The 23,867-nt window shown below is 42.5% G+C and carries 22 protein-coding genes; 9 read left to right on the top strand and 13 right to left on the bottom strand.

Annotation, left to right across the window (positions count from 1 at the left end):
• Window positions 1–424 precede the first annotated feature (424 nt).
• From Q4592_RS15895 to rlmM, 3 genes are read left to right on the top strand one after another with little or no spacing between them, the layout of a single operon-like run.
• Entirely contained in the window at window positions 425–1,351 is a 927-nt protein-coding gene (locus tag Q4592_RS15895) for a transcriptional regulator GcvA (RefSeq protein WP_137672826.1), read from the top strand.
• Window positions 1,348–1,719, top strand: a complete 372-nt coding sequence (locus Q4592_RS15890; protein ID WP_303514904.1) for a DUF423 domain-containing protein — start codon at window positions 1,348–1,350, stop codon at window positions 1,717–1,719. Before Q4592_RS15895 ends, Q4592_RS15890 begins: the two co-directional genes overlap by 4 nt.
• The gene (rlmM, locus tag Q4592_RS15885; RefSeq protein ID WP_303514902.1) at window positions 1,712–2,773 is read left to right on the top strand and encodes a 23S rRNA (cytidine(2498)-2'-O)-methyltransferase RlmM; all 1,062 of its coding nucleotides are present in this window, start codon (window positions 1,712–1,714) and stop codon (window positions 2,771–2,773) included. Before Q4592_RS15890 ends, rlmM begins: the two co-directional genes overlap by 8 nt.
• A gap of 69 nt (window positions 2,774–2,842) precedes the next feature.
• Here the strand turns inward: rlmM and Q4592_RS15880 are convergent, their stop codons facing one another.
• Both Q4592_RS15880 and Q4592_RS15875 read right to left on the bottom strand, forming a co-directional pair.
• A complete protein-coding gene (locus Q4592_RS15880) occupies window positions 2,843–3,850 on the bottom strand; it encodes an isocitrate dehydrogenase (protein ID WP_137672829.1) in 1,008 nt (335 codons plus the stop codon).
• Between the two features lie 192 nt (window positions 3,851–4,042).
• The gene (locus Q4592_RS15875; protein ID WP_303514900.1) at window positions 4,043–5,929 is read right to left on the bottom strand and encodes a methyl-accepting chemotaxis protein; all 1,887 of its coding nucleotides are present in this window, start codon (window positions 5,927–5,929) and stop codon (window positions 4,043–4,045) included.
• 172 nt (window positions 5,930–6,101) lie between these two features.
• On the opposite strand from Q4592_RS15875, the gene Q4592_RS15870 reads away from it, so the two are divergent.
• Entirely contained in the window at window positions 6,102–6,923 is an 822-nt protein-coding gene (locus tag Q4592_RS15870) for a LysR family transcriptional regulator (protein ID WP_303514897.1), read from the top strand.
• Window positions 6,924–6,965: 42 nt separating this feature from the next.
• On the opposite strand, the gene Q4592_RS15865 is transcribed toward Q4592_RS15870, so the two are convergent.
• The 7 genes from Q4592_RS15865 to queF all read right to left on the bottom strand — a co-directional run bounded on the left by Q4592_RS15865 (window position 6,966) and on the right by queF (window position 15,663).
• On the bottom strand, window positions 6,966–7,997 hold the full coding sequence (locus Q4592_RS15865; protein WP_137672832.1) for an HlyD family secretion protein: 1,032 nt from the start codon (window positions 7,995–7,997) through the stop codon (window positions 6,966–6,968).
• Window positions 7,998–8,000: 3 nt separating this feature from the next.
• Window positions 8,001–8,378, bottom strand: a complete 378-nt coding sequence (locus Q4592_RS15860) for a magnesium transporter (RefSeq protein ID WP_303514894.1) — start codon at window positions 8,376–8,378, stop codon at window positions 8,001–8,003.
• A 257-nt stretch (window positions 8,379–8,635) separates the two neighbouring features.
• Window positions 8,636–9,415, bottom strand: a complete 780-nt coding sequence (gene xni, locus Q4592_RS15855; RefSeq protein ID WP_303514891.1) for a flap endonuclease Xni — start codon at window positions 9,413–9,415, stop codon at window positions 8,636–8,638.
• Between the two features lie 27 nt (window positions 9,416–9,442).
• Complete coding sequence (ppnN, locus tag Q4592_RS15850) at window positions 9,443–10,804, bottom strand: nucleotide 5'-monophosphate nucleosidase PpnN (protein ID WP_137672835.1); 1,362 nt, start codon at window positions 10,802–10,804, stop codon at window positions 9,443–9,445.
• Between the two features lie 93 nt (window positions 10,805–10,897).
• Window positions 10,898–12,493, bottom strand: coding sequence for a GGDEF domain-containing protein (locus tag Q4592_RS15845; RefSeq protein ID WP_303514889.1), 1,596 nt, complete (start codon window positions 12,491–12,493; stop codon window positions 10,898–10,900).
• A gap of 114 nt (window positions 12,494–12,607) precedes the next feature.
• Window positions 12,608–14,785 carry a hypothetical protein gene (locus Q4592_RS15840; protein ID WP_303514887.1) on the bottom strand — a complete coding sequence of 726 codons (2,178 nt, stop codon included), beginning with the start codon at window positions 14,783–14,785 and terminating at the stop codon, window positions 12,608–12,610.
• 14 nt (window positions 14,786–14,799) lie between these two features.
• Window positions 14,800–15,663 carry an NADPH-dependent 7-cyano-7-deazaguanine reductase QueF gene (gene queF / locus Q4592_RS15835; protein WP_303514885.1) on the bottom strand — a complete coding sequence of 288 codons (864 nt, stop codon included), beginning with the start codon at window positions 15,661–15,663 and terminating at the stop codon, window positions 14,800–14,802.
• A gap of 60 nt (window positions 15,664–15,723) precedes the next feature.
• Between queF and syd the strand changes: the two genes are divergently transcribed.
• Window positions 15,724–16,266: a SecY-interacting protein gene (syd, locus tag Q4592_RS15830; RefSeq protein WP_303514882.1), complete on the top strand. Its 543-nt coding sequence runs from the start codon at window positions 15,724–15,726 to the stop codon at window positions 16,264–16,266.
• Here the strand turns inward: syd and Q4592_RS15825 are convergent.
• From Q4592_RS15825 to Q4592_RS15815, 3 genes are read right to left on the bottom strand one after another with little or no spacing between them, the layout of a single operon-like run.
• Complete coding sequence (locus Q4592_RS15825; RefSeq protein WP_303514881.1) at window positions 16,263–17,036, bottom strand: Zn-ribbon-containing protein; 774 nt, start codon at window positions 17,034–17,036, stop codon at window positions 16,263–16,265. The genes syd and Q4592_RS15825 overlap by 4 nt on opposite strands.
• 2 nt (window positions 17,037–17,038) lie before the next feature.
• Complete coding sequence (locus Q4592_RS15820) at window positions 17,039–17,326, bottom strand: hypothetical protein (RefSeq protein WP_303514878.1); 288 nt, start codon at window positions 17,324–17,326, stop codon at window positions 17,039–17,041.
• Between the two features lie 10 nt (window positions 17,327–17,336).
• Window positions 17,337–18,383, bottom strand: a complete 1,047-nt coding sequence (locus Q4592_RS15815; RefSeq protein WP_303514876.1) for a DUF3549 family protein — start codon at window positions 18,381–18,383, stop codon at window positions 17,337–17,339.
• A gap of 133 nt (window positions 18,384–18,516) precedes the next feature.
• Between Q4592_RS15815 and Q4592_RS15810 the strand changes: the two genes are divergently transcribed.
• The 4 genes from Q4592_RS15810 (at window position 18,517) to Q4592_RS15795 (ending at window position 22,401) form a co-directional block, all read left to right on the top strand.
• Window positions 18,517–18,831 (top strand): YqcC family protein, encoded by a 315-nt coding sequence (locus Q4592_RS15810; RefSeq protein ID WP_303514874.1) that lies wholly within the window; start codon window positions 18,517–18,519, stop codon window positions 18,829–18,831.
• Window positions 18,828–19,589, top strand: coding sequence for a tRNA pseudouridine(65) synthase TruC (gene truC, locus Q4592_RS15805; protein WP_303514872.1), 762 nt, complete (start codon window positions 18,828–18,830; stop codon window positions 19,587–19,589). Before Q4592_RS15810 ends, truC begins: the two co-directional genes overlap by 4 nt.
• 420 nt (window positions 19,590–20,009) lie before the next feature.
• Window positions 20,010–21,302, top strand: a complete 1,293-nt coding sequence (locus Q4592_RS15800; protein ID WP_303514869.1) for a carbohydrate porin — start codon at window positions 20,010–20,012, stop codon at window positions 21,300–21,302.
• Between the two features lie 91 nt (window positions 21,303–21,393).
• Complete coding sequence (locus Q4592_RS15795) at window positions 21,394–22,401, top strand: MalM family protein (protein WP_303514866.1); 1,008 nt, start codon at window positions 21,394–21,396, stop codon at window positions 22,399–22,401.
• 117 nt (window positions 22,402–22,518) lie between these two features.
• Here the strand turns inward: Q4592_RS15795 and lamB are convergent, their stop codons facing one another.
• Window positions 22,519–23,814: a maltoporin LamB gene (lamB, locus tag Q4592_RS15790; protein WP_303514864.1), complete on the bottom strand. Its 1,296-nt coding sequence runs from the start codon at window positions 23,812–23,814 to the stop codon at window positions 22,519–22,521.
• Window positions 23,815–23,867: the final 53 nt, after the last annotated feature.

Here is a 23,867-nt window from a genome sequence, read left to right as displayed (position 1 = left end):
TTACAGCGCCGAGCGTTTTTATGCGTAAAATCAAAGATTATTTTTTTTAATGCTAAAACCTTATGAATATTGTTGGTTTAGTTTGCTTAATAAGCTAGCTAGCTTTCTCATGCTCTTGAATTTTAGGCAAAAAAAAGCCATCGCATAAAGCAATGGCTACAAATTCTTTTTGACAGACAGGGTCAAAATAAGAAACAGGGAAGTCAGCAAAAGGCCGACAAATGCAAACACAACATAGCAATCAAAGTAATTACAAATCCGGTAACTACTTAAAGAGGCCTGACATAACACCTTGATATTAGGCGCTCTGTCAGACCCCTTCGCTTGATTGCGTGTGCATATTAATCTGCAACTGGTCGTACAACAATAGATAATTTATAATGCCTATAGATTAGAAAAACTTATCCGTTAATGAGATGTTAATATGGCGCGTCGTTTGCCCCCCCTAAATGCATTAAAAGCGTTTGAAGCTGCTGCTAGGCACCTCAGCTTTACTCGAGCTGCAGAAGAGTTATTTGTGACTCAAGCCGCAGTTAGCCACCAGATCAAAGCCTTAGAAGAGTTTTTGGGTTTGAAACTTTTCCGCAGAAAAAACAGAGCCTTACTGTTGACCGAAGAAGGCCAAGGCTATTTCCTTGATATTAAAGATATTTTTATATCTTTAACCGAAGCGACTGATCGACTACTTGCTCGTGGCGCTAAAGGAACGATAACAGTTAGTTTACAACCCAGTTTTGCTATTCAATGGTTAGTACCACGTTTATCCCAATTTAGTGAGATGCATCCCGATATTGATGTTCGAATAAAAGCGGTAGATTTGTACGAAGGCTCATTAACCGAAGATGTCGATGTTGCTATTTATTATGGGCGAGGTAATTGGTCTGGTTTACGCGCCGATAAGCTTCACACTGAGTATTTGGTTCCAGTATGTTCGCCGAGCTTATTGGTGGGCGATAAAGCCTTAACTAAGCCTGAAGATTTGCAGTTTCATACGTTATTGCATGATACCGCCCGCCATGACTGGAAAGAATGGTTTAAGTTGGTGGGTTTGCGCCAAATGAATGTTAACCATGGACCTATCTTTTCTCACTCAACCATGGTGTTGCAGGCGGCAGTTTATGGGCAAGGTGTGGCGCTGGGACACAGTGTGCTGGCTAAGCCAGAGATTGAAGCGGGTCGCTTGGTATGTCCTTTTGAGCAGGTTTTACTGAGTAAAAATGCCTATTACATGGTATGTAAACCGAGCCAAGCAGAGCAGGGCAAGTTAGTGGCGTTTCGTGAATGGATGATTTCGCTGGTTGAGCAAGAGCAGCAGGAATTTGCGAATGAAGGTTTGGTAGACGCAGAATGAGCAATCAAATCAACGCCAGTTGGCCAATTCGTTTATTACTCGCGATAAGCGGCGGATTTACCGTGATAATGGGGGCGGGTGCCGCGCATGGCTTTAGTCGGTTTTTAGGTGACGCACAGCTTGGCTGGATAGAAACGGGCGTGTTCTACCAACTTATTCATTTAGTGGCGGCGGTCGCTGTGCTGAATAAGTATCGCCTTAGTGCAATATTGTGGATTATTGGTGGTTGGTTATTTGCCGGTAGCTTATACTGCTTGGCTTTTTTCGGCGCTAAAATATTTGGGCCAATGACTCCGCTCGGTGGAGTGGTGTTGATTATTGGCTGGTTGTGTTTAGCGTTACCTACAAAGAGTATAAGTAATGAGTAGTATCATCCTTTATTGTCGCTCTGGTTTTGAGAGTGACTGTGCCGCCGAAATCCAGTTTCATGCCGAGCAGTTAGGCTATTACGGGTTTGCCAAAGCAGGTGATGGTAAAGGGTTTGTAGAGTTTAGCTGTTTCCAAAGTGAGCACTCAGTAAGTCTTTATCAAAGCATAGATTTTCGCCAGTTGGTATTTGCTCGGCATTGGTTTTTAGCCTTGGCAGAAATGCAGTTAGATGAAGCGAACCGAGTGGCATCTATTTTAGCGCTAGAGCAGAAGTTGCCTCGATGCGGGAGTTTGCGTTTAGAATACCCTGATACTAACGACGGAAAAGCACTATCAAGTTTTTGCAAAAAATTTACTCGCCCGTTAGAAAACGCGCTAGTTAAACACCAATGGTTGACTAAAAAAACCAATCCAAAACTGCCGGCTATGCAGCTATTTTTCGTTAGCGGTACCCATTGTTGGCTAGGTTACTCTGATACTCGTAATGGTAATGCACAGCCTAATGGCATTCTGCGTTTAAAATTTCCATCTGAAGCGCCTAGCCGCTCAACCCTAAAGCTTGATGAAGCCTTTATGATATTGCTGAATGAACAAGAGCGCGAGCAATACATTGAAAACGGCCAACATGCGGTTGATTTAGGGGCTTGCCCAGGTGGTTGGACTTATCAGTTGGTTAGGCGAAATATGTTTGTAGCTGCAGTGGATAACGGCCCTATGGCGCAGTCTTTAATGGATACTGGCCAAGTGCAGCATTATCGAGAAGATGGGTTCAAATATAAACCTGAGCGTGACAATGTAAGTTGGTTGGTGTGTGACATGGTTGAGCGCCCGGCTAAAGTATCGCGATTAATGCTTAAATGGTTAGCCAATGGTTGGTGTCGCTACGCCATGTTTAATTTGAAGTTGCCAATGAAGCAGCGATTTACTGAAGTTAATCAAGACTTGGAACTATTGCGAGAAGGCTTAAGTGAGTTAGGTTTCAAACATGAAGTAAGAGCCAAGCAACTCTACCATGATAGGGAAGAAATCACGGTTTTTGCACGAGTTTATTAAAATATCATTGATGTAGTGCTAAGCGATAAAAAGGCAGCCTAGGCTGCCTTTTTTGAATCGATAATAAGTTTATAAACGATCTAAAATCGATTGAGTAAACTCTTTGGTGCCAGCTGTGCCACCTAAATCACGAGTGGTACGGTCACCACTTGCTATTACTTCGGTAAGCGCTTTTAAAATGTTAGCGGCTTTGTCTTCCATACCTAGGTATTCAAGCATTTGAATACTGGCTAAAATAACCGATGTTGGGTTAGCAATATCTTGTCCTGCAATATCAGGTGCGCTGCCGTGTACCGCTTCAAAAATTGCTGCACGTTCACCAATATTAGCGCCAGGTGCCATACCTAAACCGCCCACTAGGCCAGCACATAGGTCAGACAATATGTCGCCAAATAAGTTTGTGGTAACCATTACGTCAAAGCGCTCTGGGTACATTACTAGGTTCATACATGCGGCATCAACGATCATTTCTTCCGACTCAATATCGGGGTATTGCTTAGCAACTTCACGCGCTACTTCTAAAAATAAACCAGAAGTTGATTTCATGATGTTAGCTTTATGAATGGCGGTGACTTTCTTACGGCCTTCACGGCGCGCCAATTCGTAAGCAAATTTTACGATGCGCTCTGCGCCATCTTTTGTAATAACACTCATCGCTTCGGCGCTAGTGCCGTCTTCGCTACGTTTCTGACCAATACCTGAGTACATCCCTTCGGTGTTTTCACGAACGGTGATGATATCAATGTTCTCGTAACGCGCTTTAGTACCTACAAAAGAGCGTACTGGACGAATGTTAGCGTAAAGGTCGAAATGTTTACGCATTGAAACGTTGATAGAGGTGAAGCCGGTACCCACAGGTGTTGTGAGTGGGCCTTTTAGTGCGATGCCATTTTGTTCGATGAGTTGTAGGGATTTCTCAGGTAACAGGCTGCCATCACTTTCTAACGCAGTAAGCCCTGCGTTGGCAAAATCATATTCAAAACCACAACCCGCTTTGTCCATGATAGCGATTGCACTTTCGATAATACTAGGGCCAATACCATCTCCTGGTATTACGGTGATTCGTCTTGTTGACATATCTCTTCCTAATTCGTAGGCATTTTTTATTATCTAAGGGGAGGAGGTAACACTCCGTGTTATTGCCCGACAATTGAGGTCTTCGGGCAACACAGAGTTTACATTTTTTTAACTCAATACTCAAAAGGATTCAGCTAATACTAAGGTATTAGCTTGATTTTAAGACTAAATTTTAGCCAGCTTTGTTAAGGCTTATAATTTGAAAACCTCAATGGATTTATTCAGTGTATTGGCAATTTCAGTGAGCTCCTCAACCATTTTGGTATTGTTCTCTGAGCTATCGAAAGTACTTTTTGCTAAATCGTTGATGCCGACAATACTGGTGTTAATTTCTGCCGCTACTAGGGTCTGTTCCTCAGCGGCTGTGGCAATTTGGGTATTCATGTCATGAATCACTGACACTGAGCTACTTATGGCTTCTAAGGCTTGATTTGCTTGGTCTGATTTTTCTGCGGTGAGTTGAGCATCTTTGGCGTTGGTTTGCATTAATGATACGGAATTTTTCGCCTCGGTTTGCAGCTTGGTAATCATCTCTTGAATTTCATTAGTGCTATCTTGAGTCCGATTAGCGAGATTACGCACCTCATCAGCAACCACCGCAAAGCCTCGGCCTTGTTCGCCTGCGCGTGCTGCTTCAATCGCCGCATTAAGCGCTAGTAAGTTGGTTTGTTCAGCAATGCCGCGAATTACCTCTAATATTCGGCCAATGCCCTCTGTTTCCATTTCTAGCTTGTTAATCACCTCCTGAACTTTTTCGATACCGCCAACTAGCAAGTTAATGTTGTTGTTCATTTCGTTGACTACGCTAATGCCTTGCTGAGAGTGTTCGTTGGCTTCAGTTGCTGCCGTTGAGGCTTGAAGTGCGTTACGTGCTACTTCATCTACAGTTACCGTCATTTGGTTCATTGCCGTTGACGTTTGCTCCAATTGCATCATTTGTGACTCAGAACTGGTGTTTACCGTTGAGGCTGACTCGTGAATAAGGGATGACGATTTATTTAACTGCTCGGTGGCGGTGTTAATACCGGTAACGATGCTGGTGAGGTTTTTGACCATGGCCAGCACCGCATGATAAATCCCGGTTTCACTTCCAGTTTGCTGCTCCGAATAGCGTAAATCACCTTTGGCAATGTTTTGCACAATGGTTTCTATGTCTGAGGGTTCGCCGCCAATCGGTGCATACATTAATCGGATGACCACAAAGTAAGTAATCACTAAGGCGACAATAATTAGCACTACCGCGAGAGAGGCGGTGATCATAAGGTTACGGTTAGAGGCTTGGTTTATACTATCCCATCGGTCCCACGCCCATACTGTCCAGTTGAGTGTGGATGCTTTTGCTGAAACCACGGAATACTCGTTACCATCAAAATCATAGTCATGCTGGCTTGAGTCCATTGTATTGTACTGTTTATAGGAGGGGCGTAATTCAAACAGGTTTTTGCCAATGTAATCAGTATATTTAGCCGCAATAATGAAACCGTCTTCTCGGCTTACAAACAGCTGATTTTGTTCCGATAAGCCATCAATAAACGTTGTTATCTGATTTAAGGCAAGGTTAACCGCCAAAATGCCTATCGCTTTGCCATCGCGCTGCACAGGAACAGCTACCGCCATTACAACATCACCGGTGCTGCTGGTATAAGGAGTGGTAACAATTTTAGCTTCATTCGCCATACCACGGGTATACCATTCGCGATTGAGCTTTTTAGCGTTGAAGTTAGGAATAATGCCATTATTGCTGGCAGCGTAAGTGTCTCCACTAGCCAAACCGATGTAGGCATTAAGCACGCCTAATTTTTTCTTCATCGCATGTAGCGACACCATTAGTTGTTTTTCATCTACTTTGCCAGAGGCACTCACTGGAAGTTCGGCGGCCTTTAAATCCAAGGCATCAAAATAACGGTCCATTTTTTGTTCAATCGCTTTCGCGATAAGGAACGCTTGATCGTCCAATTGGGCGGTGTAATTGACTACAGAAGCGGATTTAAAGTTAATAAATCCTACGGCGGAGATGAGTAAAATTATAATGGAGAACAACAAACCCATTAAATAGAGGATCTTTGCCTTGGCGCTCATTTATATTTCCCTATATTTATTTTCATCTTCTGCAAAAGCTTGGCCTTATTGGACAAGCTTGTATGCATGCGACTAAATAAACTATAGATCAAAAAACTACTTTGAATGGTTTAGCCAAGAAGACTTTTTTAAGGTAGCTTTAGCTAAATGTTATGGGATAACCAGAGCTTAGATGAAAGATTTAAATGCTTTACACGTTTTTTTAGCGTTAATGCACACTCGTTCTACCACTAAAGCCGCGCGTAAATTAGGGCGGTCACAATCTTATGTTTCAAAGGTGTTGGCTCAGTTAAGAGAGCAATTAGACGATCCTTTGTTTGTGAGGCATGCTGGAGAATTACAACCTACTGGTTATGCCGAATCCATTGCTCCTAAATTAAAGCGCGCTTTGGTAGATGTAGATCTTGCTCTTGAACCCGATGAATTTGACCCATCAAGTGTCAGTAAAGTGACCTTGCATATTGTTGAGCCTTATTTGATTACCTTAGGCAAACAAATCATCGACGCGATAAGAGAGCAAACATCAGCAGTGATTGAGATGAGGCAGTGGGGCGCTAATAGCGAATCGCTTATTTTACGCGAAGAAGTAGACCTTGGCTTACATGTTATCAATGATAAACCTCAGTCTTTTTACCAAAAAAGAATTCACTCTGGGGCGGGCTATTTTCATGGTAATCAATCTGGCGAGTACGTGAAGTTTCTAATCTCGGGAGTAAACGAGCATCAAGACCATTTTAAGGCACTAGATCCCACGATAGAAGTAGGCATTATTGTTGATAGCCATATATTGTTAGATCAACTGATGGGCAATTGTTTCACTTTAAAATACGAACCTTACTATGAAAAAAGCCAACAGCATCAGTTGAATATTGATGTTGCATTGATCATGAAAAGCTCGCTTCGTTATTCGGCTAAACAGCAATGGCTATCAAATCTGATTTCGTCAATTATCGATCGACACAATAGCGAATGGTTAGCCTTACAGGGCGAGTAGTAGAGTAGCGAAGGGAGCGCTACTCTAGGTTTGTTGTGGCGTTTAAATCGCCGACAAATATGATTTAAAGGCTTTTAAGCGTACAGTTGCCCCACCAATAATATCCATAAAACCAAGCGCTGGATGTGGTTTGTTAGCCGAAACCCAGCCTGAACCGGTAGCGCCAATAGGCACGTTGTAACCTTCTGGCTCTTCGAATTCGATGACAATAGTTCGACCGTGTGAGCCCATGTTATTACCCACGTGTCGGCGAACTTGCTGTGAGCCGTTTATTACTGAAACGCGCGCTTCACCAGTACCCGTTGTTAAGCTATGCACTCGACCGCGGAATATTTCACCAGGGTAAGCATCAACATAAAATTCAGCAAACTGACCCACTTGTATGCCGCGGTACGTTTGATCGGCAATTCGCATTTCTACAAATTTCTTGTTGGTATCGTATAAGTGCATATTACCTACACGCGTGCCGTTTACGATATTGGTAATCGATAACTGACCATCAAAAGGCGCACGAATTTCTCGGCGCTCGTTCTGCCAATTAGCATTGGTCATTTGCGCATCTAAGCTTAGCATTTGGGCTTTTACCGACAATACGTTCGCTTCGGTTTGTTCAATTTTGGTTCGTAAATCATCACGTTGATACTCTTGTGCAAATTCACTTAAGTTCTCTAAACGTTGAAGGTTCTTCTTGTCGTTATTGATTTGGTAAATCAAAGCCAGTATTTCTGCTTCGGCAGCTTTCTTCTGCGCTTCTAAACCGATAACTTGAGATTCAGTGTCTTCGGTTTTAAGGGTGTAAATAAGATCGCCTTTCTTAACCATTTGGTTATGTACAACAAAAACTTCTTCTACCTCTTGCCCAAATAAAGGGCTTAGCACAGCGTGTGGTGCTTTTACGGTTGTACTGTCGGTAAGGTCGGCTGGTGACCAAAAACGGTGTGCTGTAAATAAGGCCGCTGCCAACATTACGCCGATACTTACGGTGATAACCGCATTACGTAAGGTCCACTGAATAACCCCTGTTTTTACCAGTATCCAACAGATTAAAATATACGGGAGCATAATCTCTTTCATGATTTATTCCTCCACACGCTTAGTGATAGCGCGACCATTGCGAATAATATTAGATAGCTCTTTAGCTAATACGTCCCAACGCGCAAAGGCGATGATGATAGCGAGTACCCACCAGGTTTTATCGATGAATAAACCACATAGAGAAAGAGCAAAAATGATTTGGGTATGGGCGCTCGACATTTTGGCTGCTTTATGTACAGCGACCTCATGTAGGCACCAGAATAAGTAGGCAAGGTAAACCAAAATTGCCACTGTGACGAAAAAGACAAAACCCATGAATATTTCAGAATCGAGTAACTTCAAGATGGTTGGATAACCTTGAGAAAAATAGTCCTCTGGTAAGGCTTTACCATGAATAGTTGCTAGTTTAGATAGCAGCACTGATGAGCCAATTAAAATACCTAGGGCCGCAGCTGTTTTAATAAGACTTTTGCAGGTTTTTATCCCAATCCTTAAGAGTTTTTTTGGCAACGATTCATTTCGTTGTATATGAGTTGAATTATTAGACATCTAGCATTTGCCTTTAAAAGATAAAATCATCTAAATCTTATCTAAAAGGTAGGGTTTATTTGGAATATCCAATATTCCAAATAACCTTATTCAAGGTTTAACAAATACTTGGTAGTGAACGATGAGGCTTAGGGAGTGGAAGCTTGATAGCGAAGCTGCTTGAGAGAGAAGCCTAGTTTTAAGTCTGTTTTAAGACTAAGAAGCTGTTTAGCTAATAACAACGCACTACTATTGGCTTGTACTTTGGCGACTAACTTGTCTGGTTGGGCTTCTGCGAGGATATCTGCGGTGTTAGTGTAGCGTTCCAATAACGTTTGAGCGCTTTTATTGCCAACACCCGGAACACCACTTACGTTTACGCTGTTAATGCCGACTAAAGACCAGTAATCACCGAGCTGATTTATTCTAATACCAAACTTTGTTTCAACCTCATCGATAGATACATAATCGCGGCGAAAGTAGTCGTACAAACTTATACCTTGGGCAAGCAACGAATAGTAACCACGATCTGTTGAGATAATGGTAACAGGGTAGTTCGCCTTAGCGGCTTTACTGGCTAGGGTGGCACAAATATCATCAGCTTCCTCATTAGGGGCTGAAATGGAGTCGATGCCTATGTCTAGTAAATGGTCTTTTAGCGTTTCAAGTTGCTCGGCGAGCGCTATTGGCATTGGCGAGCGGTTTTGTTTATAGGCGGGATATAGGTCTTCGCGCCAAGCACAGCGGTCACCGTCAAACACGGCAATAATATGTGACGGTTTTAGAGTTGTGATGATTCGCTTACAGGCGCTGGTTAGTGCTTGCTCTGTCGCTTTGGCTAAGGATGCATCAGGTGTACGTTGCTGCTGCACCGCATAAATACGACGAATCAAGTTTAAGGCATCAATAATGACCAGTTGCTTAGCCACGCTGATGCCCCTGTTGCCAAGGGGCTATCACTTTGCTTTACCTATTTTATAACAAGGCTCATAGTGGCTACCGGGAAGTTTCATTCGATGTTGAGCAACAAAGTCCTGTAGTAGTTTGTCTAACATTTTCATTATTTTAGGGTCGCCGTCAATAATAAAAGGACCATGTTTTTCGATTTGTTTTATTCCCTCATCTTTGACATTACCACTGACAATGGCAGAGAATGCGCGCCGTAAATTTGCTGCCAAATCTTGCGGCGCTTGATCAAAGTGTAAGTTAAGCTTCTCAACATTTTTGTGTAAAGGCTCAAAGGGATGCTGGAAATCGCTGTCAATTTTTAAACTCCAGTTAAAAGAGTAAGCGTCGCCTATCGCCCGGCGGTAATCCTTCACTTTTGGCATCATTTGTTTGATGACTTGAGCTGCTCGAGCAGAATCGTCAATGATGATTTGATAGCGTTGCTGAGCTTCATGGCCTAAAGTTTCGCCAATAAACTCATCAATGCTTTTAAAGTACTCTTCACTAGATTTAGGGCCGGTTAAAACTATCGGTAGCGGTTGGCGGGCGTTTTCTGGGTGCATCATAATGCCAAGTATGTATAGCAGCTCCTCAGCGGTTCCTGCGCCCCCTGGGAAAATGACAATGGCATGCCCCATACGAACAAATGCCTCTAAGCGCTTTTCAATGTCGGGCAATATGATGAGTTCGTTGACGATAGGGTTAGGTGGCTCAGCGGCGATAATACTTGGCTCTGTTAAGCCAATATAACGGCCATCATTTACCCGTTGCTTAGCGTGGCCTACCGCAGCACCTTTCATTGGCCCTTCCATGGCGCCAGGCCCACAGCCGGTGCAAATATTTAACTCTCGTAAACCCAATTGGCTGCCAACCTCTCGAGTATATTGATACTCAACTGCATTTATAGAGTGACCACCCCAGCAAACAACTAAGTTTGGCTCGGTGCGAGGATGGATAACCCGCGCATTACGCAGCATTGAAAACACTAAATTGGTGATGTGGGATGATTGGTTTAGATCTAAATGAGCTTGTTCTTTGATTTCGTTAGAGACATAGAGAATGTCACGTAACACGCTAAACAAGTGTTCTTGAATACCACGAATAATTTCGCCATCTACAAAAGCATCTTCTGGCGCATTGGCAAGTTCTAATTTAACCCCTCGCTCGCGGCTCAGGACGTTAATTTCGAAATCTTTGTAGCGCTCTAAAATTTCTCGGCTGCTATCTGTTTTACTACCAGAGTTGAGCACAGCAAGACTACAGTTTCTATAAAGGAGATAAATATCTTCGGAGGCACTTAAGGTGAGTTGGTCTACTTCAAGCTTCGACAGTAAGTTCATACTGCCTACAGGATTTATATGGGTAATCATCAACACCTCACGGGTAATTTTGCAATTTGCATATTACAGTATAGCGTGAGGTGTGATGTAAGCGTTGTGTTATTCCTCTTTAGTCGAAACTAACTAGCTGATTATGTTAACTTTGTCACGGCCGCTGCTCTTGGATTCATACAAGGCTTGGTCGGCGCGTTCAAAAGCATCTAAGGGCTTGTCGCTTTCTTTGAACAGGGTTGCACCAATAGAAACAGTAATCGATACTTGTTGGTCTTTAAATCTAAAGGGGAGGGCTTTTATTTGCTCTCGAATATTATCTAAAGGCACTAGTACAGCGTCGGGCGAGATATTTGGCATAAGTAACACAAACTCTTCACCACCAAAACGAGCTAAGAAGTCTGTGTCTCGTAAATTATTTTGTAGGGCCCGGGCAATCACCTTAAGCGCTTTATCACCAGCCATATGCCCAAACTTATCATTAATAGATTTGAAGTGGTCGATGTCAATAATTGCCATGCCTAAGTTGTAGCCGTAACGCTTCCAACGTTTGTACTCGAGTTCCAAGCGTTCGTCTAAAGCTGCGCGGTTGTAGACCTGGGTGAGGCTGTCGATAAATAGCTTATGTTTATGAGCATTTAAGCGCTTTTTGTACTCGTGAGTTTCTTCACGCACTAAGCGTAGTTTTAGCTCAACATCAGTCAGTTGTTCGAGTAAATCTGTAGTTTTTTGCTCTAGTTGTTCTTTTTCTTTAAAGACGTCGGCAATTTGAATCAGTCGGCTTTGAATTGAGTTTTTTAGGGCGTCTAAGTCGTTACTTGAACGTACTTCGGCTCCCAACTCTAACAAGCGGCTTTTAAGTAAGCCATCGCTTTGCTTTTGATCTTTATGAATTGATTTAGATTGGCTTAGTGAGTCATTAAACTGATCGTGAACCCCTCCTAAACTTTCGTTTAATGAGTACAAGAACTCTTGCGAGGCCTTGCGTTCTTCACGGCTACCTTCAATGACGAGCTGAATAACCTTAATGCACATGCTTGGCAGTTCATCAGGCTCTACACCTACCAGTAAATCGGAACGTACTTGGCCAAGTTTGGTGCCAACATCGCCACTGTAATCAAGCTCAGTAATTAAGCGCTGTAGGTCATCACAAATTCGCTTGTGTAAGCGACTATTAAGCACACTCTCTTTGGGTTTTACTGATGCAACATTATCGGTGCTTCCTGCTGGAGCTCCACCAAAAGCTGGCTTGTTCAGTAAGGCTTGATAATAGTAATTTAACAGCTGCTCTAAGCGTTGCTGATTATCGCCATGTGAATAAGCGGGTTCTTGTTCCAAAAAATCAGTGAGTTTGCGACGCAGCTGGGGCGGTAAGCCGTTAATGCGTTTTAAAGATTCACCAGAAGATTTAATGATTCGTTGATTATGAGCGAGTAGAGTTTTTAAAGTCTCGCCGTGTTGTTTAAATAAGCCATCTAATTCGTTTTGGTATTGAGAGATAGCCGACAGGTCATCGTTTTGTTCAACATCTTCGATAAGTTGTTGAAGTTTTTGATCGAGCTGTTCGTCTAGGCCATAACAAATTTTTGATAGGCGTGAAATTAGCTGGCTTATTGCTTTTTTTTCCATTCTAACCTTTGCATCTTGGTCTGAAGGATTGTTGTTGGAACTGTCTATTTCGTTTCTCACCAACGCAAGTCGCTTCTTAATAGTGATGATATCGCTCATCGTTAAAACCAATACATCCTAGCGTGCCTAACATAAAAATTTAGCATAACACGAGATATTCGATAACTACAGATACTAACAAGTCATTAATTGTAGTTGAGTGTTATCAAAAGTTTACCAATTAATGAGGCTCTTATCAGCAGATGCATTTACTTTCACCAAGCCTTTAGAAATGGCTTGTTTTACATCTTGAGTCACATCGCTACAAAAGAATGCGGCGTGTGATCCACTCATTGCAGTGAGCTCGACCCACTGATTATTATTTGTTTGTGTACAGAGTTGCTGAGCACCTTCAAGAGCTAACCATACAACTTCAGTCATACCTATATCGTCAATTGCATCTTCAGCTTTAGTTAAAAATGGCAACATACAGCTACCAATAGCTAAGATTAGTTCAATTTTTTGCGTTTCAGCGCATTTTTCAGCGCGCTCACTTAAATGCTGACTCAGTTTTTGAGGCGTATTACGACCTTGCTCGATACACAATACAATTTGCTTATCGTTAATGTGCCCTAGGTGGAAATCGCCGTCTAAATCAGTAATAAGCTCTTCAACGAACAACTTGATTAAATCCCGATGAGATTTAAAGCCCAGCGTTTGATGGTTTACTAAACCGATTTTTTCGATAGATAACATAAGCAAAATACGGGGCTGCTGTTTGTTTTCTTGATTATCGCGCAAGCACAGTAAAGGTGTTTCACTATGCGCTAACTGTTGCCAACCGGTAATAGGGTGGTGATTAAGTTTTAACTTCAGCTCTTTGAGTGATGCATTGCGGCTTAATAGCTTTTGTCTTGTGACTAAAAATAAGAACAGCAGCATAATGCCAAAAACGCAGACCAATACTAAAATGAGCTGCTGAAAGTTACTTTGTTGCGAGATAATGGCTTTTTCTCGAGTTAAATCAGATAGCTGCTGGGCTTGTTCTATATATTGATAGTGTTGCTTGAATTGTTCTCGTTTTAACTCATTTCGAATTTGCTGATAACGCTGATTTAAGCTGTGATAAACCTTAAATTGCTCTAAGGCTAGGGCGTAGTTACCATTTTCTTCGTAAGCTTGAGTGAGTAACTTATACACTTTACTGTGGCTGCTGGTTAAGCCCATGGTATTGGCGAGTTGCTCGGCTTTTTCCAGCTGCAAAATGGCCAAGCCATTCTCTTTATTGTTGATGTGTAGCTCACCCAATAGTAAAAGGCTGCGTAATAGCTTATTGGGTTGATTCAAAGTGGTATAAAGCTGCCGTGAAATCTGAAGGTGCACTAAAGCTGGCGTATAATTCGATAGTTCCATATAGGTTTGACCTAATTGCAGCTCTACATCGGCTAGCAAATGGAGGTTATTATTCGCTTTGGCAATATCTTTAGCGTTGAGGTAGTGCACTAAAGCTGCATCAATATCGCCAGTCAACTCTGCCATGTTGCCAAGAGTAGCGATCTCCTCAGCTTGTAGGTCTAGGTTGCCAAGTGTTACTGCGTATGCGATGGCATCTTGTTGAATTTGTTCCGCAATGGCCAACTCACCCTGGCCTAAATATACTCGGGCAATATTGGCTTTTAATAAGCTGCTTAGGAGTAAAGCTTCATTGGTTTTTACATCCGCGTCATCAAGTTCAGCCTCACTTAAATGACTTAGTGCTAATTCTGGCTGGTTGTTTATTAGGTAGTAGTTGGCTAGCAAAGCTTCTGACCAAGCTCTTAATATGACTGATTTACTGGCGTAAGCTTCTTCTTTTGCTTTTAATAAGTAGCTTTTAGCTTCGTTGCTTTTACCTTGGCTTTGATAAAACAACGCCAGTACTTTTTGTAACTGGAAGCGCATGTTTGGCAGTGGAAAAATCTTTAGCTTTTCAAGATTAGATTGCGCTAATTCAATGTAGCTTCTAGTTTCTACAGCTCTGTTGGGATCGCCACTTAATACCAACGCGGCAATAATATAGGCTTGGGTTAGATGGGCTTGATGCTGTTGTTGTTTTGCTAGATAAATGGCGTGGTCAATATAGCTCTGAGCTTGCTTGGTATCGCTAATACGATAAGAACAAAGCGCGCCAAGTTGTAATGTGAGCAGTTCAATGCTCTTCGACTCAGGACTTTGTTTGGTGCTGTTTTGCTGTTGCTCTAAGCGCTGTTTAGTTTGTTGTAGACACATTCTAGGGTTAGCAATGAGTAATTGGCGTAGCGGCTCTAAGGCTTTTGGAACATGTACAAATCCATGTTCGTAAGCCTGGGTATTAGCCGACAGTATGCCGCAGATTAAAGCCAATAAACGCCAAATACTAAAATGTGCTTTCAAGAAACTAAATATCCTCATTGACGAAGCAAGCGCCAATTTCCTAAGCGAGCGGTAGCTTCAGGATCGTTACTTCGCATAGGATTAATATCTAAGCCGCCGCGGCGCGTATATCGAGCATAAACAGTAAGCTTGCTGGGTTGGCAATAATGCATTAAGTCGGTGAATATACGTTCCACACATTGTTCGTGAAATTCGTTGTGCTGACGAAATGATATTAGGTAGCGAAGCAGCGCTTCTTGCTCAATTTTAGGTCCATTATAATGGATGTAAACACTGGCCCAATCTGGCTGATTAGTGACTAAGCAGTTAGATTTTAACAAATGGCTGTTTAGTGTTTCCGTTACTCGCTGATGGTGGTCGCAAGCGTTTTCTAACAAGCTTGGATCCAGTTCATAGTTGTCGATAGCGATATCTTGATTATCGATATTATCGCCAGGCATCGCTGAGTTATCCATTGCGCTTGAAATGGGCAAAATAGTCACCTCTACTTCACCTTCAGCACAGTGGCTTAAATCTTTTTCAAGTATTTTCTCTACAGCAGAAAAGTCACTAAAGTGGCTTTGATTAAAACTGTTTAAATAGAGTTTGAAAGATTTGGATTCAATTAAGCAACGCGAACTAGCAGCAATTTTAACTTCAGCTACTGCAACAACAGGTAAGCCATTATCGTTTAGCCACGATAGTTCGTATAAATTCCACAAATCGTAACCATTAAAAGGCAAGTCTTGGCTTTCGTCTAGGCGTATTTGTTGGCGATTAAGTGTACGTGGCACACCTTGCAATAAGCTGGGTGAGTAATGGCTAATATAGTCGGTAGGTTTACCGAGGCTCAAACTGTCTTTTAATTGTTCTGAAGTGTTTAGGGGCTGCTTTTTCATGGTGTTGTTACATCGAATTGGTTAGGCTTAGTCTATCTCAATTCTAAGTGAAACACATCTATGAGCAGCGTGATATCAAAGCCTTTAACAGCAGTTTTTTCCAAGTTTGAGCGTGAGTGGCAAAATTCGTCTTATCCACAAGTTGAATACGACAACGATTGGTTATCTCCTTGTACCGTGGGTGAGCCTGTTGATGAGCAAATACATTGGCACCCGGTACTAAGGGAGCAAACTGGGGATTTTTCTGGGATTGAAGCTGCGCTTGAGCTAACTCTTCACCCCAGTATTCGAGCGTTTTATGGTGATTACTTTTCTGAAACTCTAGCGGTTGATTTTCAAAATAATCGTATTGAGCTGGTACAAGCTTGGAATGAACAAGATTTCGATATGCTACTCGAAAACATTATTGGCCATGTGTTAATGCAACGCAGATTAAAGCAGAATGAGACCGTATTTATTGCTAGTACTGACGATGAAATGCAGGTTGTGAGTATCAATAATGATTCGGGTGAAGTGGTGTTAGAGCAATTGGGTAAAGGCATCGACCGTGTATTAGCGAGTAGCTTAGACGACTTTTTAACCCAATTGACCCTAGCGAGTTAACGTTTGAAATCCCATGATATATTTGACACCAAGCGACAGCTATCGCATTTAAAATCAAATATATCATGCTCAACCTCTTCTAATCTCCATTGGCCTCCACAACTTGGGCAAGCTCTAGCCTTCTCAGCGGATAAGCTTTCACCGCCAACGCGATACAAGTATAAGTAGGTGGGGGTTTTAGTGAGGTATTCCAGCCGCTTGCATAAGTCGCTACCACGTTTAAACAAGCGACTTTTGGTACTGCTCATTTCCACTAGTGCACCATGTTCAAGAATGCTGCCATTCATTTGTAATTGATCGCAAGCTGACCAGTCCTCTTGCCATTTTACTAATTGTTTGTGATCGCCATTGGCTACTGCGGGTAGGTGATACAAAGGAATAGGTGTGAAATGGTCGCCACAACGCAGCGGTGAACAGCTTTGTAAATAGTTGGTGTACAGCACTTGCCAAGAGGGCGATTCACATAAGTCGCTGTCATCAGAATTAATATCTCGGCCCAAACTTTTTATTTTTGGGCTAAGTAAACCTACATCACTCAAGGCTTGTTTAGCACGTTTAACCTGTGCGCTTTGGTGGCTTTCTAGCAAACTATTTTCTTCAGGGCAAACTACTCGAGTACTAAAGGTTGCGTCTTTTATTACCACTGGGAATTCTCGGCCAATAATTTGTCCGTTATAGCGCCAGCAATCGAGTACTTGGTTTATGGCTTTTTCAGCTTGGCTAATAGTGGTATCTGCATAACACTCAAACTCTATGGTCGTTAAATACATGCTTAGTGGCTGGCTTCTAGTTGCGTTACGCGTTTTAGTAAAATTGCTACTTGAGACTCAAGCTCTGCAACGCGCTTTTCCAAAGATAGAGTATTGGTAGGAGTAACAGTTGGCTCTGCTGGGGTCAAACCCTCAATAATACTAGGGTCACGTTTATAGGCATTTATTGCCTCAATGACCAATGGCATGGGTTGTCGAGAACTTAAACGGCCTTTTACTAAAGCTAAAGTAGGTTGCTTATTATCATCCACTAAAGATTTAATGGCTAACAGAACAATTTGTTGAGACATCTATGTTTCCCTAATGGCGGACAGGTGTTTGGTATAAGTCTAGTAGCTGCTGAATAGCGACTTGTAGCTCTGGGGAGTTACTCGGATCTCTAAGCTGTGCCAATACAAAACTACGTAGACTTGGAATAAATACTAAGTCAGTAAAGATCTGTTGAAACAACTCAGGATCTTGTTGTTTGGATAAGGCTTCGAGAAACGCTTTAAGCATGTTTGGTTCAGCGAGTTGTTGCCACAAACGACCAGCTACTGCAATAAAGCTATGAATTGACGCCGCATTTTCTAACTGAAGCATAATGGATTTGTTGATTTGTTGAGTAACTGACGACCCAGCTAAGGCTCTTAAATATAGGCTAGCTAATTCTTCATCTTTTTCTAATTGTTCAGCATGGCTTTGGGCTACGCATTGGCTCAGTTGTTGATCGATGCTGGCATGTTCTAGCAACTCTAGCGTTTTATTGGCCACTTCAATGGGCAACTTATGGAATGCAGCACTTAATAATTTACTATTCTCATCTCTATCTAAACGCGCAATAACATCTGCTACACCTTGCAGAGCGAGGGCTTGCCAGTTATCCCATGAGCTATCCGCACTTAAGTAACGGCGAACGGCTAGGTAATGCTCTGAAGGTGGTAACTGACAGTCTTTCTTATATACAGCATTAAAATATGCCAGCTTTTCTTCGATAGGTTTGTAGATGTATTGATTGTTGGCTAATGCCTGCTGTTGCTCTTCCGTCGGTTCTTGGTTGAGTTGATGACCCATTGCATCAATCACTAGTTGTATAAACTGATCACGCGCTCCTAGGTTAATAAAGCCTTGTTCATCAACCGGAAGTTGTAGAAACCATATATAAGGTGTATCAGATTGCTGCTTTTGCCAAAAGCATAAGGCAAAGCGGGCATGCTGCTGAATAGGGGCTGGGTAGGGCTGTTTTGATGTTTCTATTTGATAGAAGTCTTGATTGGATATGTGATGTATCTGTCGACCCATTTCATAAACGCGTAGCTCACTCCCCGAGAGCTGGAGGATTTCGCTTAATGTAGTTATTTTTTTCATGTTCTTAGACTTCAGTCATCAATGTGGCGTAAGTATCCACATTTATAGGCTTTAGGGCAATCAATAGGCTTAACGGTGCCAGCTGTGTAAAGCAGTGTTACAATGTTGCTTTTAATAGAAGCTTCTTTTAGTTATGCCTGACTCTGTTTTACTGTGCCTAAATCAATTAGAAACCAGCCTCAAGAAATGTAATTGTTGGCAAATGTCTGAGCCAAGTGCAGCCGCTCTCGCAAGTTCACAACCTTTTTGTGTTGATACCTTAAGTTTGCCGCAGTGGTTGCAGTTCATACTCATCCCTCGAATGCATGCGTTGATAGAATCTGGTAGTCAATTACCGCAGAAAGTCGACATATACCCTTATGCCGAAGAGTCTGTTAAACAATTAGATATTGATACTGGTGAGTTACTCACCAGTATCAAGGCTTTTGATGAGTGCTTTCCTCAATGAATGACATTATTGAAACTGCTGAAGATCACATCGAGCCCATTCCCGCCGAGTTAGATATTTTGTATCAAGATGAACATTACGCAGCGATTTATAAGCCTGCGGGTTTACTTGTTCATAGAAGTTGGATTGCCAAAGAAGCCACTCAATTTGCGATGCAAATGCTACGTGACCAGCTGGGCCAATATGTTTACCCGGTTCACCGTTTAGATCGACCGACTAGCGGTGTGCTAATAATGGCTAAATCTTCAGAAGCTGCGAAACATTTAGCAGTGTTATTTGCCGAACATGTAATAAAGAAAACCTACCTTGCTGTGGTGAGGGGCTATATAGAGGGTGAACATGTACTCGATTACCCGCTAAAAGAAAAGCTAGATAAAATGGTAGACGGTAAAGCTCAGCAGGATAAGCCTGCTCAATCAGCCATTACTCGCTATAAAGGTTTACAAAAATCTGAACTTCCATACCCCTCAGGAAAATTTACAACATCTCGTTACAGTTTGGTGGAACTTAAACCGGAAACTGGAAGAAAGCACCAGCTTCGTCGACATATGCACCATTTAAGTCATCACATCATCGGTGATACCACTTATGGCGATGGCCGCCATAACCGCTTATTCCGTGATTTGAACCATGCCGGTTTATGGTTAATTGCTAATCAATTAAGCTTTGCCCATCCCTATACAAAGCAGAATATCAGCATTGTTTGTCCCCGACCTGAGCGGTGGAAACAGATGTTTAAGCTAATGAACTGGAAATAGTTCCACTTTTATTGGTGATCTATATCACATTAATGAAACCTAAATGGAACTTTGAAAAGGGTTTCAAGGTCGTGTAAAAAAATTACTTTTTTTATACCTTAACCTTAAATATTAGTCGATATTTCCTATTTTTTTAGTAATTAACCTACTGAAAGCCTTTTCTTTGTGATTGAAAGCATTTTCATGGCTTTTCTTATGGTCATTTGATGATGTGATCCACAGCTTGTTTTTAGCTGTGAAACCCCTGTTTTCAAGCGATTTTCAGAAAAAGCATTCTGTGATCAGGTTCAAAGTTGTGTCTGTGCAGCCTCCCTATAATCCATCTCAGTTAGCGGATATAAGCACTCTTAACAAATGCACCGCTGGCTCTTACTTAAAAAGGTAAGGGACTTAGTAGTTCTAAAGGAAAAGGAAAGGATTATGAAACTGAAAACACTTGCTGTTGCAGTTACTGCGGCAACAATATCTTCAAGCGCTTTCGCTCTTGATTTCAATGGTTACTTCCGTGCGGGCTTCGGCTTGAACGCTGACGGTGGTTCACAGTACTGTTATGGCGACGGTGGCCCTAACGCTCACGTTGTTGGTCGTTTAGGTGATGAGTGTGATACTTACGCTGAATTATCTTTGAGCCAAAATGTTGTTGAACGTAATACTGGTGAAAAATTCTCTATTCACACTTTGGTTGCTTACGGCACTCAAGAAGGTAATACCGACCAACGCGGTAACTCATGGCAAGGTGTAGGCGAAGCGACTGACCCATGGTCTGGTCAACGTCTATCTTTCCGTGAAGCTTACGCTAAGTACACTATGGCTAGCGGCACAGAAATCTGGGCTGGTAACCGTTACTACGGTCGTAAAGATGTTCACATCAACGATTGGTACTACGTAAATGGTTCTGGTTACGGCGCTGGTGTTGATAGCATCGATGTAGGTTTCGCTCGTCTAGGTATTGCTGTTCGTCATAACAAATGGCATGACGTAGCTGGTGGTGCTGATAGCAGCAACCCATACACTTCAACTCCACAATTGGATGTTCGTTTAAGCGGTATCGATATCGGTTTAGGTTCTATTGACCTAATCGCTATGGGTGGTAAAGCGAACTTGAGCGATGCTCAAGAAGACGCAACTACTGAAGGTAGCTACAACGACAAAACTGGCGTTCAGTTAACTGCTGAATGGGCTGTAGGCCTACCTGGTGGCTTTAACAAATTAGTAGCGCAATACTCTACTGAAGGTTATGGCTGGTCAGGTTACGGTATGAACAACCACCTAGGTGATTCATACAATGTTGGCGGCGGCGGTGACTTAGGTCGTAAATCATGGCGTATCATTGACCACGGTGTGGTTAAATTTGGTAGCAATGTAGATATGGGTTGGTCTGCTTTTTACTCGCAACTTGATCAAGACGATGCGGGTGACAACAACAAGAGCGATGGTACTCGTTACGGCGTAACATTACGTCCACGTTACTTGTGGAACAACACTATGAGCACAATCCTTGAAGCAGCATACTACAATGCTGAAGACCCATGGATGAGCGAAAGTGCTGACCTTAATAAGGTTGCTTTAGCTCAAGCTTGGTCTCCTCTTCAAGAAAAAGGTGGCTTCTGGGCACGTCCTGAAATCCGTATCTTCGTAGCGAAGTTCGGTGGCGACATGGCTCAAGAGAAAAATGACCTAATGTACGGCGCTCAAGTTGAAGCTTGGTGGTAAACACCGCATTTTAACTTAATTAGTTAGAACGCTAGTCAAGACCCTTAAAATACTCTATTTTAAGGGTCTTTTAGTTTTTTAGGAGGTAGTAATGGGAACTAAACTTGGTGTTGTAGTTTTAGCGTCGATGGTCGGTTTAGCTGCATGTAGTTCGGGAACAGATGACTCTTTGCTATCTGGTAGTGCCGATACTCGCTATCTTTACGCTGATACGCTTGTTACTGAGCGCACATTAGATGCTGCACCAGTTTGTTGTAATAGTTTCGAGCAAATTGATTTCAAATCGATTAACTATGATTACCAATCTGAAGAAGCAATCGATAACTCTAGGCAGGCTTTTCAGTTTAACTCTGGAAAAAGCTTTATCGTAGCTTATGAGTTGCCGCGTTTAGGTGAAGACATTCCAGTAACTTTAGAGGCAGAAATTGGAGAGACAGTTTTTGCTCCAACCGTTGTGCTTTTGAATGAAAATTTCCAAGTATTACGTGTGCTGCCATCAGACTTTTTTAAGTATGTTGAAGCAAAACACTTTAAACCGAACGTATTAGCTGGTTCATTTAAAGTTCGTTTGGCTTCAGGTTTACCGGAGGAGCGTGAGCGGTATATGGTAGTTTATACTACTGACCAATCACTAAGCGAGAAGACTCAAATTGTTCACCCTGCGAGAACCTACGCAAAAGCTCAAGCTAAGGCCGATCCTGGATTACCTGATCCATTAATTCCGCACTCTGTAATGGGTATGCTTAGTGTTGCGTTTAACTCTTCTGCTTCTACCGTTTTTTCCGATAATGCATGGTTTGGTGGTAAGAAAGAGGAACCATTACCGGCACCATCAAACGATGCCAGTGTAGCGGCTGTTAGTGCAACTAGCGCCGCAGCAGTCACATCATCCAGTAACTCTGCGAATGCGGTAGCAGTAGACAGTCGTAGCCTGAAAAAAGCGATGCTACCTGAAACCGAATCTTTCTATAACAATCTTATCGAAGATATGGTGTCTAGAGACGAAGTGGAAAAAGCACTGAAGTTAGTAGAAGAAGCAGAGTATGCCGGTTCACGTTCAGCGCGTAATACCTTTATTGAGGCAGTTAAGAACAAGTAGAACTGTTCTATCGTAAAGTTTAATTAGCCAGCTGATGTAGCTGGCTTTTTTGTGCCTATTAAGTATAAAAAAGCCCTCTTGCGAGGGCTAAAAACAGGCATTTTTTAGGCTATTGGCTTACCACCAAGCTTCCGCTTGGAAACCAAATGTTACTTCATCTTTCGAGCTTGAATCGCGAGAGATATATTGGTCAGATTTCGCGTAAGTAGCAAATGCGCGCAGGGCAGGGCGAGCGAATACATTTGGACCCGCTTGCCACTGTTGCGCTACGGTAATTTTAGCTAATTTGTTGTCTTCACTACCGTTAGCGATGGCCGCATCTTGAAATTCTACAATGTCGTAGCCAAGGTCAAGGATAGTAGACAGGTTGTTGTTCCAGTTGTACTGAGGGCGAACACCTACAGTGAATAGCGTAGAACCTTTATTGTCATCTTTATCGTAGTTTTCGTAGTTAACAACATAAGAAAGTGCGGCGGCGTCAGTTAAATCTACAACACCCCAGTTTAGTATACGGTACCAGCTACCTTCGTTGCTTTCTGCCAGGTAAGAACCGCTGTCTAAAGGCGCAACTTCTACTTCTTCGTAAGAGAAACCTCGAAGTTGACCACTTGCGCCAATACCTGCCATTGCGTCTGAGGCATAGGCTACAGAGAGTTTATTGAAACCACCGAAGAAGTTACCTTGAGTGTGCTCAGCCATCAAGAACACGCCGCTGTCTTTTTGGTTTTCTACACGGAAGTCTTGGTCATCTGCTTCTGAGTATGTGCCGTAGATACCTACTAGGCCTAACTCGCCATTGCTGTTGGTATTGATACCATCTAGGCGTAAATCTAGGTTGTTACCAGAGAACTCAGCCATCTGCTTGCCTTCGCCGGCAATGTTAGCATCAAACAAGGCTTCAGAGGTATTACGTACCCACGCTGCCGATAGCTTAGCAAAGCCTAGGTCGATGTTTTCAATACCCGCACCTGCACCAGCATTAGCTAGGTAATAGTAATCAAGTTGATGAACATCACGACGTTGGTAGAAACGCTTACCAGCCCAAAGGTTAGAGCCTTCGAAAGATTCAACCATGTTTTGACCTGAAACATACATTTCACGTACCGCAGATGGGCTTTCTTCCCAATCGTTACGTTGGTCTACAGAGTGAGCTAGTAAAGTATGCACACCCATTGATTTGTTGCCTTCTTCATATAAAGGCGCAGAAAGGGCTATTTCTGCATAAGTTTCACATTCGTTACCCAAGCGGTGCTTGTAAGGCGAACCATCGGCTTGAAAGCACATTTGATCGCCGCCAGAACCAGTTGCGCCAATACCTGAACGCATGTAGCCGTTAAACTCTGGAGTTGCTGCTATAGCTTGAGAAGACATCGCGGCGGTAGCGATGGCAATAGAAAGTGTTTTTAATTTCATTACATAAACCTTATGTGTATTAATTTCCAAATATGGACATAAATAAGCACCCT

The sequence above is a fragment of the Agarivorans sp. 1_MG-2023 genome (assembly GCF_030548385.1).
GTDB lineage: Bacteria > Pseudomonadota > Gammaproteobacteria > Enterobacterales > Celerinatantimonadaceae > Agarivorans.
This window is presented reverse-complemented; position numbering and strand designations above follow the sequence as displayed.